13 protein-coding genes are annotated in these 15,151 nt (G+C 39.0%); all 13 read left to right on the plus strand.

Features of this window, described 5'->3' with window-relative positions:
• Positions 1-163 precede the first annotated feature (163 nt).
• The 13 genes from BMY13_RS11130 to BMY13_RS11190 all read left to right on the plus strand — a co-directional run bounded on the left by BMY13_RS11130 (position 164) and on the right by BMY13_RS11190 (position 15,114).
• Entirely contained in the window at positions 164-1,831 is a 1,668-nt protein-coding gene (locus tag BMY13_RS11130) for an ABC transporter substrate-binding protein (RefSeq protein ID WP_175476779.1), read from the plus strand.
• Between the two features lie 130 nt (positions 1,832-1,961).
• Positions 1,962-2,915: an ABC transporter permease gene (locus tag BMY13_RS11135; RefSeq protein WP_092504601.1), complete on the plus strand. Its 954-nt coding sequence runs from the start codon at positions 1,962-1,964 to the stop codon at positions 2,913-2,915.
• A 41-nt stretch (positions 2,916-2,956) separates the two neighbouring features.
• Complete coding sequence (locus tag BMY13_RS11140) at positions 2,957-3,817, plus strand: ABC transporter permease (protein ID WP_092504603.1); 861 nt, start codon at positions 2,957-2,959, stop codon at positions 3,815-3,817.
• A 285-nt stretch (positions 3,818-4,102) separates the two neighbouring features.
• Entirely contained in the window at positions 4,103-5,140 is a 1,038-nt protein-coding gene (locus BMY13_RS11145) for an ABC transporter ATP-binding protein (protein WP_092504605.1), read from the plus strand.
• Positions 5,112-6,116, plus strand: a complete 1,005-nt coding sequence (locus BMY13_RS11150) for an ABC transporter ATP-binding protein (RefSeq protein ID WP_092504607.1) — start codon at positions 5,112-5,114, stop codon at positions 6,114-6,116. Before BMY13_RS11145 ends, BMY13_RS11150 begins: the two co-directional genes overlap by 29 nt.
• A gap of 34 nt (positions 6,117-6,150) precedes the next feature.
• Positions 6,151-7,278: a sialidase family protein gene (locus BMY13_RS11155; RefSeq protein ID WP_092504609.1), complete on the plus strand. Its 1,128-nt coding sequence runs from the start codon at positions 6,151-6,153 to the stop codon at positions 7,276-7,278.
• A 27-nt stretch (positions 7,279-7,305) separates the two neighbouring features.
• The gene (locus tag BMY13_RS11160) at positions 7,306-8,070 is read left to right on the plus strand and encodes an SDR family NAD(P)-dependent oxidoreductase (RefSeq protein ID WP_092504611.1); all 765 of its coding nucleotides are present in this window, start codon (positions 7,306-7,308) and stop codon (positions 8,068-8,070) included.
• A gap of 10 nt (positions 8,071-8,080) precedes the next feature.
• A complete protein-coding gene (thrC, locus tag BMY13_RS11165; RefSeq protein ID WP_092504613.1) occupies positions 8,081-9,202 on the plus strand; it encodes a threonine synthase in 1,122 nt (373 codons plus the stop codon).
• 295 nt (positions 9,203-9,497) lie between these two features.
• Positions 9,498-10,397, plus strand: a complete 900-nt coding sequence (locus BMY13_RS11170) for a dihydrodipicolinate synthase family protein (protein ID WP_092504615.1) — start codon at positions 9,498-9,500, stop codon at positions 10,395-10,397.
• A gap of 11 nt (positions 10,398-10,408) precedes the next feature.
• Positions 10,409-10,609, plus strand: a complete 201-nt coding sequence (locus BMY13_RS11175) for a hypothetical protein (protein WP_139184818.1) — start codon at positions 10,409-10,411, stop codon at positions 10,607-10,609.
• A gap of 883 nt (positions 10,610-11,492) precedes the next feature.
• Complete coding sequence (locus BMY13_RS11180) at positions 11,493-12,962, plus strand: M81 family metallopeptidase (protein WP_092504619.1); 1,470 nt, start codon at positions 11,493-11,495, stop codon at positions 12,960-12,962.
• A gap of 56 nt (positions 12,963-13,018) precedes the next feature.
• Positions 13,019-14,359, plus strand: coding sequence for an aspartate aminotransferase family protein (locus tag BMY13_RS11185; RefSeq protein WP_092504621.1), 1,341 nt, complete (start codon positions 13,019-13,021; stop codon positions 14,357-14,359).
• Positions 14,356-15,114 carry an SDR family NAD(P)-dependent oxidoreductase gene (locus BMY13_RS11190; RefSeq protein WP_092504623.1) on the plus strand — a complete coding sequence of 253 codons (759 nt, stop codon included), beginning with the start codon at positions 14,356-14,358 and terminating at the stop codon, positions 15,112-15,114. The genes BMY13_RS11185 and BMY13_RS11190 overlap by 4 nt, the downstream gene beginning before the upstream one ends.
• Positions 15,115-15,151 lie beyond the last annotated feature (37 nt).

Consider the following 15,151-nt stretch of genomic DNA (forward strand, 5'->3'; position numbering starts at 1 on the left):
TATTGTCTAATTAATACGAGTCTCGAACAATTAAGACGGTGTTTAAAGGTGTCTAAAGTCTTTTAAAGAAGGAGGCGAACAAGGGGAGCTGTTGATTACGATAAGGGATGTTCAAATAATATTGGGGGGTATTACCTTGAAGTTAATGAGAAGGGGTATGGTAATGAAAAAAGTATTGATAGTTTTTATGATGCTATTGTTTTCTGCAATATTGATGTCAGCTTGTAGTAATGATGAAAAAGTCACAAATGAGACAGATTCATTAGACAATGAATCAAGTAATGATAATAGCAACGACGCCAAAACTGAAGCAAGTAATGAAGCTCTTTTAGTGGGAGACGGAAATGGCGAAGTGTTTGGAGAAACCTTTAGAACATTTTGGGTTGATAACCCTAATGGCATTGAATATTGGATTAACCGTGGGTTGCTAAAGCGTGATGCAGATATGAAAAATGTTCATGAGGATTTGGCAGCAAAATATGAGGTTTCTGACGATGAATTGACTTACACATTTACACTAAAGGATGTTGTGAAATGGCATGACGGTGAGGAATTTACAGCCGAAGATGTCAAGTGGAGTATTGAAACAGCGATAAAGTTTCCGACCGCTGTTGATACTTGGTACGCATTTGATGCTATTAAAGGTTATGAAGCCTATAAAGAAGGAGAAGTAGATAATCTGGAAGGTGTAAAGATAAAAGGAAATACTGTCAGTATAGAATTGCGGTATCCTTACGGAATGTTTTTGCAAAAAATATCGAATTTCGATATACTTCCTAAACATTTATTGGGTGATGCAGATATTGTTAAACTACAACAGGATCCGTATTGGAAAAAACCGATAGGTACAGGTCCATATAAAATTACAGAAGTTAAATTTGGTGAATATGCTGTGTTAGAAGCATTTGAAGATTATGATGGCCCCGAACCCAATGTTAAGAAAGTACTCTATCAACGAATACCTGAAGGTAAGGTCTTACCGAAAATACAAGCAAAAGAGTTGGACTATATTGGAGCTTTGAGAAATGTAGATCTAGTTGACCAGATATCTAAGGTACCTGGTTATAAAGTTCATAAAGTACCTCAAATTTACAACAGATATTTTATGGTAAATATGAAAGGAAGTCAGAAACTTGAGGATATTAAAGTTAGACAGGCGATTCTTCATGCCATTGATCGGAAAACTATCGTTGAGGAGACATTCAAAGGACAAGCAGAAGTTGCAGACGGTCATGTACCTCCATCATTTGCTGACGAACATAATAAAAATATAGAAAAATATGAGTATGACCCGGATAAGGCTGTGGAATTGTTAGAAGAAGCAGGGTTTGATTTTAGTCAACCACTTAAAATTGCATATTATTATGATAATCAAGAAACGGTTGATTTAATGAATATTGTTGCTTTTTATCTAGAGGAAATAGGTGTCAAGACAGAAATTAGCCTATTAAAAGGAGACCTATTGGAGTTAATTTATCATCAAGCAGATTATGACATTATTTACGCAGCTTTATCCCAACCAGATCCTGCCTCAGCGATTCAATCTTATTCAGAGGGCAGTTTGATGTTCCAAACTGTATGGGATGGCTATCAATATGATCAAGTGTTCTCCTTACAGGAAGAACTGGCTCAGACGAGCGACCTTGAGGATAGAGCAAGATTAATAAAAGAAATTGATAAAATACAAGCTGAATCCTTATATATCCTTCCATTCTACCATATGAATGTTTACGCAGCTGTAAATGAATCAAGACTAAAGACAGCAGGGGAATACGGAAATGAGTGGGTAGATTATAAGAGACATTTAGAAAACTGGCAATTAAAAAATTGATAATTAGATTTTAATTAATAAAGTACTTTTGAAAGGGTGTGGATTTAATATACACCCTTTTATTCCTCATATTTTTGATAGAGATATTGTCATATAAACAAGGTTATAAGATTGAAAGGAGATTTGAAAATTGCTGTCATACTTTATTAAACGGCTTTTAGCAGTAATTCCTATACTTGTACTCACAAGTATTATTGTTTTCGCTGGGCTCCAATTAGCACCAGGTGATCCACTTACTCACCTTATTGATCCAATGGAAATGACTGCTGATTTTGACAGAGAAGCACTCGAAGAAGAATACGGTCTTAATGATCCCATATACGTACAATATTTTTCTTGGGCTGGGTCTTTGATTCAGGGGGAGCTTGGCTATAGTCTTGTTAATGGAGCGAAAATTTCAGATGTTATCTTTCGCAGATTACCAGCAACGTTTGAACTTGCCGGTGCAGCATTGTTCATATCTTCAATCTTGGGAATTCTGTTAGGCTTAATATCTTCAATAAAACCAAATTCTTCTATAGATTACTTCGGTCAAGGATTCGGGGTGCTTGGTGTTTCCATCCCAGACTTTTTCTTGGGTATTTGTGCGATACAAATATTTGCTGTTACTTTAGGCTGGTTCCCCGTTGGGGGACGATTGGAGTATGGTACAGAAGGATTTTTGGATAGAGCGGATCATTTGATCATGCCTGCACTTATATTAGGTTTTTCTCTTACCGCCGCGGTTATGAGATTTACCCGGGGTTCTATGCTAGATATTTTAAACAAGGATTATATAAAAACTGCAAGAAGTAAAGGAATACCCGAAAGGGTTGTTTATGCAAAACACGCCCTGAGGAATGCCTTGATGCCTGTTGTGTTAATTCTTATGTTTCGTCTCCCATTCCTTGTAGGCGGCACAATTGTAATTGAACGCGTTTTTAATTGGCCGGGTATGGGGAGCATGATAATTGAGGCAGTTACCGGAAATGATTATCCTGTTATTATGGTAACAACTCTGCTGGTGTCATATGTAATTCTTTTAGCAAGTTTACTAGTCGATTTGATCACAGCCCTGTTAGACCCCAGAGTGAGATTTGAATAAAAGAATAGTGCCAAATTTTTTGGTGAGAAAGGTTGAATCGGATGAAAAGTGTTACAACAAGATCCAGTATTGTACAAAAGCAATGGTCTAATTTGAAAAGAAATAGGTTGGCTGTCTTTGGTCTATTTATCATTGTTGTGCTGGGACTAGCAACAATATTTGCTGATCTGTTAACTTCATATAGTCCTAACGGTGTCGATTTGAGTAATAGAGTTCAACCTCCTTCAACCGAACATTTTTTGGGAACGGATAAACTAGGTCGTGATGTATTCTCAAGGGTTCTTTATGGTGGCAGGTTGTCAATCACTATTGGACTATGCGGAGCATTAGGTGCTGCTTTCTTGGGGGTGATTTTTGGTAGTATTGGAGGTTACTTCGGAGGTTGGGTCGACCGAATACTGCTTCGCTTGTCAGAAGTTGTGATGTCATTTCCTGCTCTCGTCCTTATCATGATATTTATTGCTATATTCGGACAAGATGTTTTTAATTTGATCATAGTATTTGCTGTTACTGGTTGGATTGGTGAATATAGACTAGTTAGGGGAAGGTTCCTATCCCTTAAAAACGAATATTTTGTTGAATCTTGTCGAGCTTATGGCATGAGTAACTTACGGATTATTTTTGGTCAGATTTTACCTAATGCTATTACGCCAGTTATTGTTTCTGTTACTCTCGCTACTGCTCTGTATGTAATAGCAGAGGCTGGTTTAGGTTACCTTGGATTAGGTGTACCACCAACAACTCCTACATGGGGTAATATTCTGAATTCTGCCCAGTCAATTGATGTTGTTCGTGAATACTGGTGGCTCTGGTTGTTTCCAGGAAGTGTTATCTCTCTATTTGTTTTAGGCGTGAATACATTTGGTGATGGTCTCAGAGATCTAATTGATCCTAATCAATAAAAAAGCATTGGTCAGAACCATCATGGTGCGCCAAACAAAGGGTCTAGAGTAAAGTTCTGATTACATGCTTTGTATAGAATAGCATATTATTCCTCCAAATCGAGTAATTTTATTGTCTTGGCTTGATATTTTTGGCCGGGACCCATATGTCAAGAGGGGATTTTTGCCATAACCTTGTTTTGGGAATGTAAAATACAAAATTTCTAATTGAAAGACTTAGTTATACAGGGTTATACAGAAAATTATTTTTCTAGATACTATATAAAATAGTGTGGAGGTTAAAATTTGAGTGAACAAACTATATTAAAGGTTAAAAATTTACAAACCCAATTTACATCGGGAAATAAGACTGTTAACGCTGTAAATAATGTCTCATTTTCCTTAAAAAGTAAGAAGACGTTAGGCATTGTTGGAGAAAGCGGGTGTGGGAAAAGTGTGACGGTTCACTCAATCACACAGTTGCTTCCTCCATTGGGGAAAATAACAGATGGCAAAGTCACTTATATTAAAAATGGAAATGAAATAGAATTAAGTGGATTGAAAAAACAGGGGAGACAAATGCGTTCAATAAGGGGGAAGGAAATTGGTATGATATTTCAGGATCCAAACACTTCTCTTAATCCTGTATACACAATTGGCAATCAAATTGTTGAAAATATTCTTCAACATGAAAAAATAACAAAAAAACATGCAATAGAGAAAGCAGCGGATATGTTAAACTCGCTTGGAATTCCAATGGCTCACACTAGAATGAATGATTATCCTCATCAGTTTAGTGGTGGAATGAAGCAAAGGGTTGGAATTGCGATGGCCATGGTAAGCAATCCTAGTATCTTAATAGCTGATGAGCCGACAACAGCGCTTGATGTAACCATTCAGTCACAGATTCTTGAGCTTATGAAAAGAATCCAGGAAGATTATGGAACATCGATTATCTTCATTACTCATAATTTGGGTATTGTTGCAAATATGGCAGATGAACTTGCTGTAATGTATATGGGTAAAATTGTTGAGTATGGTTCAACCAGACAAGTACTCACCTCACCTAAACATCCTTATACTGAAGCATTGTTACAATCAGTGCCTTTTGTAGGGATGGACAAGGAAAAGCGTCTGAAATCTATAAAAGGTAGTACACCCGATCCTTCTTCATTACCAGAAGGCTGTTCCTTTGCATCAAGATGTGAATTTGCTACTGAAGAATGCAAGGTTTTTCCTAATGAGTTTCATTTGGGGGATGGGCACCACGTGAAATGCTGGCTATACAAAGATAAGGAGGTGAGTATTAAAAAAGATGGAAAAAGAGATAAAATTGGAAATTAAAGAATTAAAGAAATATTATCCTGTTTTAAAGGGGGCTTTCAAAAAGGTTGTAGGCCAAGTGAAAGCTGTTGATGGGGTAAGTTTCTCAGTTAACAAAGGGGAAACATTTGGTATTGTAGGTGAAAGTGGCTGTGGTAAGACAACATTGGGAAAGTGTTTAGTGAACTTGCAGAATCCAAGTTCAGGAGAGCTACTATACAATGATACAGAAACAGGAGTAAAAAATGCACTGAATTTAAGCAAAAAAGAATCATTTAAAATGCGAAAGAAAATACAGATTGTTTTTCAAGATCCGTACTCATCGCTAAATCCTTTAAAGACAGTTTATTCAGCTTTTGAAGAGCCGTTAAAAATCCATAAGATGGGCGATAAATCAAAGAGGAAAAAAATTATCACTGAAATTTTTGAGTTGATAAATCTTAAACCAGAGTTTATGCACCGTTATCCACATGAATTTTCTGGGGGGCAAAGACAGCGCATTTGTATTGCTAGGGCACTATGTATTGAACCTGAAATTATCATTTGTGATGAACCGGTCTCATCATTGGATGTATCTGTGCAAGCACAAATTCTAAATTTACTTAAAGACTTGCAGGAACAAAAAGAACTTACCTATATATTTATAGCTCATGACCTTAGTATAGTGGAATATATGAGCGATAGGATTGCTGTTATGTATTTAGGTAAAATAGTAGAGCTTGCGGATGCAAAACTACTATACAAAACCTGTAAGCACCCTTATACGGAAGCTTTAGTATCAGCAATTCCTACTCCAGATTTTGACAAAGAACCTATTAGAAATGTTATGAAAGGTGATCTTCCTAGTCCCATCAATCCTCCAAATGGATGTAGCTTTCATACAAGATGCCCTCTTGCTGAAGAGAGATGTAAAATAGAAGAACCAAATCTTAAAAGAGTTAAAGGTTCTGAGAATCATTACGTTGCTTGTCACCTTGTTTCAACGGTAGAGGAGTAAGTTATAATTAACTTTGTTGGAGGTTAGACGGTAAATGTATTCTATTAAAGTGATTGAAGAAGGCTTTGTGTTTGATAATCCACTGCCACAGTTAAGAAGCAGGCATGCATATTTTCCAAGTCTAACTATGATGGACGATGGAAGTATTATGGCAACTTATGTTATGGGAGAAGCATTTGAAAGTGTAGATCTTACCACTATGCTTGTTAGAAGTACGGACGTAGGGAAATCATGGAAGGTACTAGGCCCATTACTCGACAAGTCTAAACTTGAGGTGCAGGTTAGTGACACACTAAAAATAGGAAAAGTAAATGGAGATAGGCTTGTTGCAGTAGGGTACTGTTTTCCAAGAGAGAATGCAGAATTACCTGTAGCAAATTCTGAAACAGGAGGTGTTCTTGAAGATTATATTATTTTTCTTGAATCAAATGATTACGGACATAGCTGGGAGAGGGTTGAAAAGTTAGACACATCATTCAGTGAGCCTGTTGAAGCCTCTGCACCAGTGTCGGTACTAAAAAATGGGAGGATGGCAATGCCTATTGCGAATTTCCCTAAATGGAATGGTGTGTTCGATGATAGGCCTTGTGGTAGACTGATGGTATCTGATGATTGTGGAAAGACATGGGGCGATGATGCAGTGACTATGAGATTCAAAGAGTCTAGTATTTTAGTATACGAGCAGAGAATGTGCCAACTGGCTGATGGGACAATTATTGTGATTGCCTGGAATGAGGATATGCAATCCGGTAAAACTCTCCCCAACCATTTTTCGATATCAACAGATAACGGGACTTCATTTTCACAGCCTAGATCGACAGGGATCATGGGGCAGACTGCAAATTTAGTCCACATTGATAAAAATTTGATTATGGCGTTTCACTGTATCCGTAAAGATACTGATAAGCCTGGCATATATGCATACATGGTGGATTTGTCAAAAGGAGAATGGAATATTCTTTTTGAGGAAGTCGTCTGGGAACCGAAGATGCCTTTAAAATCATCCCATACTATGGCAGAGGTTTTTTCGTCTCTCAAGTTTGGTCAACCTTCTGCAATACCTATAGGAAACAATGAATATATAATGGTGAACTGGGTTATTGAAGAAGGACAAGGTAGGATTTACTGGAGAAAACTTAAAGTAGAAGTTAAGAGCTCTTGAAATTGTTATAAATGGGAGGAAGTCTATTTGAAATTAAAGGGTAAAGTTGCTGTAGTGACAGGTGCAGGCAGTGGCATTGGCAAAGCTACTGCAGTAGCGTTAGCGTTGGAAGGTGCAGCTGTTGTAGTTTCAGATATTAACAAAGAAAATGGAGTAGAAACTGTTAACGAGATTGAGAATTTTGGAGGTAAAGCCTTTTTTTTTAGATGCGATGTAAGCGTAGATAGTGATATGAAAAGTCTTATTAACCAAACAGTAAATAAATATGGGAAAATAGATATTCTTCACAATAATGCTGCTATTGGTATCCGATCAGATATTACAGAAATGTCAGAGGAATTGTGGCAGCAAATAATTACTACGAATCTTTCAAGTGTATTTCGAGGATGCAAATATGCTATTCCTCATTTGATAAAAAATAAAACTAGCGCCATCGTTAATACTTCATCAGTTGAAGCTCATCTAGGGTTTCCAGATACTGCTGCATATGCCTCTGCAAAAGGTGGTGTGTTAGCCATGTCAAAGAATCTTGCCGTGCAATATGCAAAGTACAACTTGCGTGTAAATTGTATTTCACCTGGTATTATTAATACACCCATGAATAACAGAGCATTAGAGATCTCATATGATCCTGATAAATTAAAAGAAACATGGAATCAGTTAAGTCCAATTCAGCGTATCGGCGAGCCCGAAGAAGTTGCAAATACTGTTGTTTTTTTAGTCAGCAATGATGCTTCATTTATAACCGGTGAAGATATTCGAGTAGATGGTGGATTAGTACTTAGACCTTAAGGAGGGCATAATGAAGCAATCGCATAATATTGAATCATTCATAACTGAAAGTAATTCAGGAATTTGGCGATATGAAGAGTTGTTGCCTAATGTCTCTATTCCAGACCAAATAACAATGGGAGAAGGGAATACACCATTGGTAAAGAGTAATAAAATTGCAGACGAAATTGGACTATCTTCTTTATATTTTAAAATGGAATCCAGTAATCCAACTGGATCATATAAAGACCGTATTGCTGCCATGGGAGTTTCAAGGGCCATTCAACAAGGCCGTTCGGCTTGTATTGGAACAAGCTCCGGTAATGCAGGAGCTTCGTTTGCCGCATATTCAGCAAGGGCAGGTATACCCTATCATTTACTTGTCTTGGAGCATATCGTTGAATCCAAATTGACGCAGGTGCTGGTACACGGAGCAGAAGTGAAAAGAATTAAGAACTTTGGCGAAAGTGAAAAAGTCGGTGAAAAGGTCTTTAATTTTATTGAAGACCATGCAACAAATCTGAATTGGGAAATGATGATTACTGCATTTAAATATAACCCCGTTGCAATGGAGGCTGTAAAAACTATATCATTTGAGGTCTATCAAAACTTGGGAAACCGAGTACCTGACGCTGTATTTATACCAGTTGGAGGTGGAGGATTGTTTACGGGTATTTGGAAAGGTTTTAAAGAAATCAGACAACGAGATATTGATTCTAAAGTCCCTAATATTATTGCTGTACAATCGGAAGGATGTTCAAACATTGTGAGAGCGTGGGAACAGAGTAAAGTTGATCCATTGGACGGTGACTCAACTTCTCAAATTTCTGGACTGCAAGTTCCTAATCCTCCTGACGGACACGAAGTATTGGAAGCCTTAAGTCAACAAGGTTGGGGACATATGATTGATGACTCAAAAACGTGGAGGTGGCAAAAGAAACTCGCTTTAGACGAAGGGATTCTTTGTGAACCTGCTTCTGCAATCTCGTTAGCAGGTGTTGAACAGGCGCTTAGTGAGGGCCGAATTAATAAAGACTCGGATGTCGTATGTATAATAACCGGTGCCGGTTACAAAGATTCCAAGAGCTTAAAAAAAATCGCTGATCAGAGGCCGGAAGTTGGTGTTTATGATATTGATCAACTTCAAATTTAATTTAAGGTGATATTTAATAAATATATTTTAACGGTCAGTGATAAATAAAAAATAAAGTTCTTGACTTATTATTCCGAAAAAAAGACGGAATCTTCCGTAAAATAAACTTCTAAAAGTTGCGAATTCTCTCTGTGTGAGTATATGACCGATGCGCTCTGTGGTACTTTATCTTTTTCTTTAATTCATTTGACCCCGGCCTTCTGAATCATTAGATTACTAGTCTGTAGTGGATACCGAAACTACTATCAATAGGTTGCATAACTAATAAAATTAAAACTGTAAAGGAGTTAAGAACATGAAACTAGACAAGTTTAAGGGTATTATTGTAGCCATGAATTCTTGCTATGACTCAAATGGGGCAATTAGTACACACGCAGTAAAAAAGCTCACCCGCTTCCTGATAGATAAAGGTGTTAGTGGTCTATATGTGGGTGGCAGCACAGGTGAAGGCTTTTTACAAACCGTAAATGAACGGAAGAAAGTTCTCGAAGCAGTGATGGAGGAAAATGCGGGAAGAGTTACGGTCATTGCACAAGTCGGCAGTATATCTACTCGTGAAAGCATGGAGATCGCCCAACATGCGGAAGGCCTGCATGTTGATGCCATTTCCGCAGTACCACCGTTCTATTATAAGGTGTCTGAAAAAGGAGCGGAAAACCATTGGATGCATATAATTGAAAGTACATCGTTACCATTCATTATTTATCATATACCGCTAACTACAGGGTTTCATATTTCCATGAATTTGTTTCAAAGAATGGTAGCACATGAACAAGTTATTGGCCTTAAAATTACTACCCCCAGCAGCTATGAATTACAACAGTTTAAAGAAGTTGGCGGTAACGATTTTATTGTTTTTAATGGACCGGACGAGCAATACTTAGCCGGGAGAATTATGGGGGCGGATGCAGGAATTGGTGGTATTTATGGAGCCATGCCTGAATTATTTTTAAAGATTGAACAATCATATACAAGTGGAAACCTTACTGAGGCTCGAAAATGGCAATTTATTGTTAATGGAATTATCACAGATATACTTAAATTACCAACCTATGCTGCGCTTAAAGAAATTGTAAAGTTGCGCGGAGTAGATTGTGGCATGCCCCGATTGCCGATTGAGCCGCTTACCAATGATACTTACCCCAAAGTTGAGAAATTGCATAAAAAAATCATGGAAGCTGTTAAGCAAAAATGAGCATACTGAATATGTTTAAAAAAATTGAGCAAAATGATATAAAACTTGAAGTCATATTGTACCGAAACCAATTGCCAAGGTTAACCTTTCCAGAAGACAAAAAAAATGAACAAGAGGTTATTGAGAAGTATATGGCTTTAACAGAGGAAAGTAATGGAGGAATTTGGTATATTATTTGGTTAATTTTACCAGTGACGAGGAATTTGTATTAAACTGGCTATGAATTCAGATAATCCGTCGTTTACTATTTTTAGCATGCCTAGAATAATGAAGAACAAAGGACATGGGTAGACTGATACACATTGTAGATAACCCTGGTGATGGCATGACAATATGTATCGGTTCGCTTGGATTGGATAAATAACAGTGTTCCTGAAATCATAAGTCTTTTTTGGAAAGAAACAACGTATTCACTTCTTATATATACGTAATGCCAAACGGTTTTCGAAAGTCTGTTTGAAGAATGTGCTTATTTTCAGATGTACGGTTCGTTGGATATGTATGAATAACAAAAGCTATTTTCGAGATCAAGTATGAAGGACTTCTCGTCCTGAACCGCGTTTAACCATTTATATATGATTTCAACCTCATACGATAGTTGCCCTTTGCTACATTTGCATTTGTTTTCTGCGTGATAATTTTATTAATCTTCGGATAGAATTAATGAAAGGGTTTACAAGGTGGGAGGAAGGTGATATATTAATTTTAATAAAATAAAACAAAGGTTTCATTAGATGAAAATAATTAAAATTATATGTTTCACTTTTTAGCATATTTACTAGTTTAATTGAAAGAACAACATTTGCTGCTTTAGGGGTTATTTTTAAAAGGGGCGTGTCATAAATAAAGATCTATGGACTAGAGGAAAGTCACATAGAGTATATCGATGATCGATAGTGTTAAATGGAAATAGCTATCAAGACGAACATACAATCAGCTAGAATTTGTCAGAGGAACATGATACGAATTAATGTTGTGTGCAGTTTGGCCATTCTGAGAAGTTCAAGAATTTTTTTCAAATTTAAACTGTATGTAAATAATTTTTACAGGATTGATAACTAGAAAATAGTTCCAGAGTATAGGGAGGGAAAACTGATGAATCACAATATAAGAATAGGGGTTGCGGGAATATTCCACGAAACTAACTCCTTTGCTCCAGGCAGAACAGAACTAGATGATTTTCGAGGTGCTTGGGTAGAAGATGCGCGGGTGTTTGACCAGAAATTCCGTGAGACCCGTACCTCTATGGGAGGAGCAATTGATGGAGCCGAACAGGAAAGGGCGGAGCTAGTTCCTGGCCTGATCACGGAAACAACCCCCAGTGCGATGGTAACCAGGGAAGCAATTGAGGTATTGATAGATACGCTTGTAGGTTCAATACCTCAGGATCTGGACGGACTGTTGCTTATTTTGCATGGCGCAATGGTTTCTGAATCTTACTCGGATGTTGAAGCAGAAATTCTAAAGCGGCTGAGAAAAAAACTAGGTAATATACTGCCTGTCGTTGTCACCCTTGACTTACATGCCAATACGAGCGAAGCGATGGTGCAACAAAGTACCTGTATTGTGGGGTATGATACTTATCCTCATGTTGATATGTATGAAAGGGCTGTTGAGGGAATGGAAATTCTTGCTGCTACTATACGAAATGAAATAAATCCGACTGCAGCCTGGAAGGCTCCTGGAATGCTTGTTACACCACAAACCATGGATACATCTGCATTACCGATGAAGGTGCTTATGGACCGCGCCCATGAAATAGAACACGATCCACAAGTTTTGAATGTGACAGTAGCGGGAGGATTTCCGTATAGTGATATACCGGATGCCGGCATGTCTTTTATAGTGACGACGAATAACGATGAAGCGTGGGCACAGAAGTGCGCAAACAGTTTATCACAACTCGCATGGGATTTAAAAGAAAAGTTCGTTTTCCAGGAGGTATCGATTAAGGAAGCGGTTGAATTAACATTGAAGTATAACGAAGGACCGGTCATTTGGATAGAAGGATCTGATAATGTTGGCGGTGGCTCTCCTGCTGATGCAACTCACGTGCTGGAACATATAGTCCAGTTGGAACAGCCAAGTATGATGGTCATACGGGATGCTGAAGTAGCTAAGAAAGCCCATGAATTGGGAGTCGGTCATGATATCGATTGTGAACTGGGAGGCAAGAGTGACCGTCTTCATGGCCAACCGGTACCGATACAGGGGAGGATTAAACGGTTGTATGATGGTAGGTTTGTTCATGAAGGCCCTTATATGACAGGAAAGGAAGGGAACATGGGTAAGACTGCGGTGATTGAGTCAGCGTATTTGACTGTTGTCGTTACCGAGCTTCGTGTGCCACCCTTTGATGTTGCTCATGTTCATAGTGTGGGCATAAAACCGATAGACTACAAAATTATTGTTGTCAAGTCCGCTGTTGCCTGGAAAACTTCATTTGGAGCTGTGGCCAGGCATGAAATTAATGTGGATACGCCTGGGTGCTGCAGTGCCAATTTAAATCACTTTGCATACAAACATGTCAATCGTCCCGTGTACCCCTTAGATTGTTCTGAATGATTCAAATCGAATAGTTTATCGTTTGGTATAGTGATAAAAAACTAGGAGGTAGTTTAATGTTTAAGTTTGAAAGATCGGTAGAAAAGATGGTTGAATCAAAAAAATATTTGGCTGGTGGGGTGGCTAGTTCTTTACGTGCCTCGATGAAACCTACACCTTTATTTGTTGAAAAGGCAGAAGGGTCCCGTGTGGAGGATGTTGATGGGAATCTATACATTGATTATTTATTGGCATATGGACCCCTAATTTTGGGTCATGCCCACCCAAAACTGACGGGAAACATTCACCAGAGCATGCAAAAAGGATATACATACGGTTTACAACATCAGGGGGAAATCGATTTGGCTCGGCGTATCACAGAGCTTCTACCCAGTGCAGACAGTGTCTCACTGAGTGGATCAGGAACCGAAGCAGTTATGCTTGCACTAAGATTGGCGAGGGCTCATACGGGTAAACGCAAGGTTGTTCGTTTCCATGGTCATTTTCATGGCTGGTCTGATAGCATCTTTACCGCCTTTCTGACCCCTGATATGACTCAGGATATTAGTCAACAAGACGAAGTTAGTATATCACCTGGAACTGGTGGGCAAAGTGAAAAAAGTCTGGAAGATGTCATCCTACTTCCTTGGAATGATGTGGAAGCACTGGAATCCACTTTGGATGAGCACGGGCATGAAATCGCTGCTGTCATCTCCGAACCAGTCATGTGCAACAATGGCTGTATTATACCAAAGACTGGATATCTGGAAAAAATGAGAGAACTGACGTCTAAACAAGGTATTGTTATGATCCTAGATGAAGTCATTACCGGATTCCGCTTTGGACCTGGGGGAGCCCAGGAAAGGCTAGGTGTTACACCTGATTTGACGACGATTGGCAAAGCAATGGGTGGGGGCATTGCCATTAGTGGTGTTGCGGGCAGGAGGGAACTGATGCAGCTTGTAGAAAGCGGAGAAGTCAATCATCTGGGGACCTTGAATGGAAACCCCGTCTCCACTGCTGCTGCTTTGACCGTCATTGAAGAGTTGGTCAGGAACGATGGAGCAGCCTTTCTGCGCATGGATGACTTGACAGATGAATTGGTTCAGGGGATACGTGCGTGTTTGAAAAAATATAGAATACCGGGTCTTATCAATCACCTGGGGCCGGTCTTTCACATGATGTTCATAGAGGAAACAGAAGTACGTGATTTTGCTACTTTTCAAAAACGGGATGCCGCAAAGTATACCGAATTTGCTGCCATCCTCCTCGAGGAAGGAGTTCTTGTCCGTCCGAGTGGCTTATGGTATATTTCAGCCGTTCATGACCGGCAGGATGTTTTGGAAACATTGGATACTGTGGAACGGGCGTTGAGACGTCTGGCTGCTGAGTCCACCACAAAAGGAGCTGCCACATGAGACTTGCCGGTAAAACTGCCTTGATTACAGGAGGATCTTTAGGTATCGGGCGAGCGGTCGCACTCTGTTTTGCTCAGGAAGGTGCAAAAGTGGCCATATCGGGCCGTGGAAAGGAAGCGTTAGAGGAAACAGCTAGTATTATCAGGTCTAAAGGTGGCGAAGCACTATCCATTGTGGCTGATGTACAGTCTAAAAGTGAAATCGATAGAATGGTAGATTACGTCCTGAAATCATGGGGTCGCATCGATATCTTGATTAACAACGCGGGCATTTGCCATTCCAAACCTGTACTTGACATAACAGAAGAAGAATGGGACCAACATTTGGACATTAACCTAAAGGGAACCTTTTTAAGCTCTCAGCGGGTGGCCAGAGAATGGGTGAAACGAGGAGAGGGAGGTAACATCGTCAACATGTCCAGTGTTAATGGTATACAGGCAGAGGATAATCAGGCCCATTACAATACAAGTAAGGGTGGTATAAATCTACTGACAATGTCTATGGCATTGGAGCTTGCAGAAAAAGACATTCGTGTTAATGCCCTCTGTCCGGGTTTTATCGAAACACGTCTTACACGTCCAGCTATTCAGAATAGACCGGTCATAAAGGAATATTTGAAAACCATCCCAATGAAAAGGGTGGGGCTACCTGAAGACATTGCGGGTGCCGCCTTGTTTATGGCATCTGATGACTCCCGTTATATGACGGGGCACTGTCTTGTTGTGGATGGAGGACAAGTGATTAAATTGTCTTAACGAGTCAGATTTTAGTTATACAAAAAATCTGAGGAAG

This window comes from Virgibacillus subterraneus (assembly GCF_900110695.1).
Taxonomy (GTDB): domain Bacteria; phylum Bacillota; class Bacilli; order Bacillales; family Amphibacillaceae; genus Lentibacillus; species Lentibacillus subterraneus.

Bases quoted from the DNA above. Each gene is read 5' to 3' on its own strand.
- BMY13_RS11180 (WP_092504619.1), top strand. From the start codon at position 11,493: ATGAATCACAATATAAGAATAGGGGTTGCGGGAATATTCCACGAAACT.
- BMY13_RS11150 (WP_092504607.1), top strand. From the start codon at position 5,112: ATGGAAAAAGAGATAAAATTGGAAATTAAAGAATTAAAGAAATATTAT.
- thrC (WP_092504613.1), top strand. From the start codon at position 8,081: ATGAAGCAATCGCATAATATTGAATCATTCATAACTGAAAGTAATTCA.
- BMY13_RS11155 (WP_092504609.1), top strand. From the start codon at position 6,151: ATGTATTCTATTAAAGTGATTGAAGAAGGCTTTGTGTTTGATAATCCA.
- BMY13_RS11185 (WP_092504621.1), top strand. From the start codon at position 13,019: ATGTTTAAGTTTGAAAGATCGGTAGAAAAGATGGTTGAATCAAAAAAA.
- BMY13_RS11140 (WP_092504603.1), top strand. From the start codon at position 2,957: ATGAAAAGTGTTACAACAAGATCCAGTATTGTACAAAAGCAATGGTCT.
- BMY13_RS11190 (WP_092504623.1), top strand. From the start codon at position 14,356: ATGAGACTTGCCGGTAAAACTGCCTTGATTACAGGAGGATCTTTAGGT.
- BMY13_RS11170 (WP_092504615.1), top strand. From the start codon at position 9,498: ATGAAACTAGACAAGTTTAAGGGTATTATTGTAGCCATGAATTCTTGC.
- BMY13_RS11175 (WP_139184818.1), top strand. From the start codon at position 10,409: ATGTTTAAAAAAATTGAGCAAAATGATATAAAACTTGAAGTCATATTG.
- BMY13_RS11130 (WP_175476779.1), top strand. From the start codon at position 164: ATGAAAAAAGTATTGATAGTTTTTATGATGCTATTGTTTTCTGCAATA.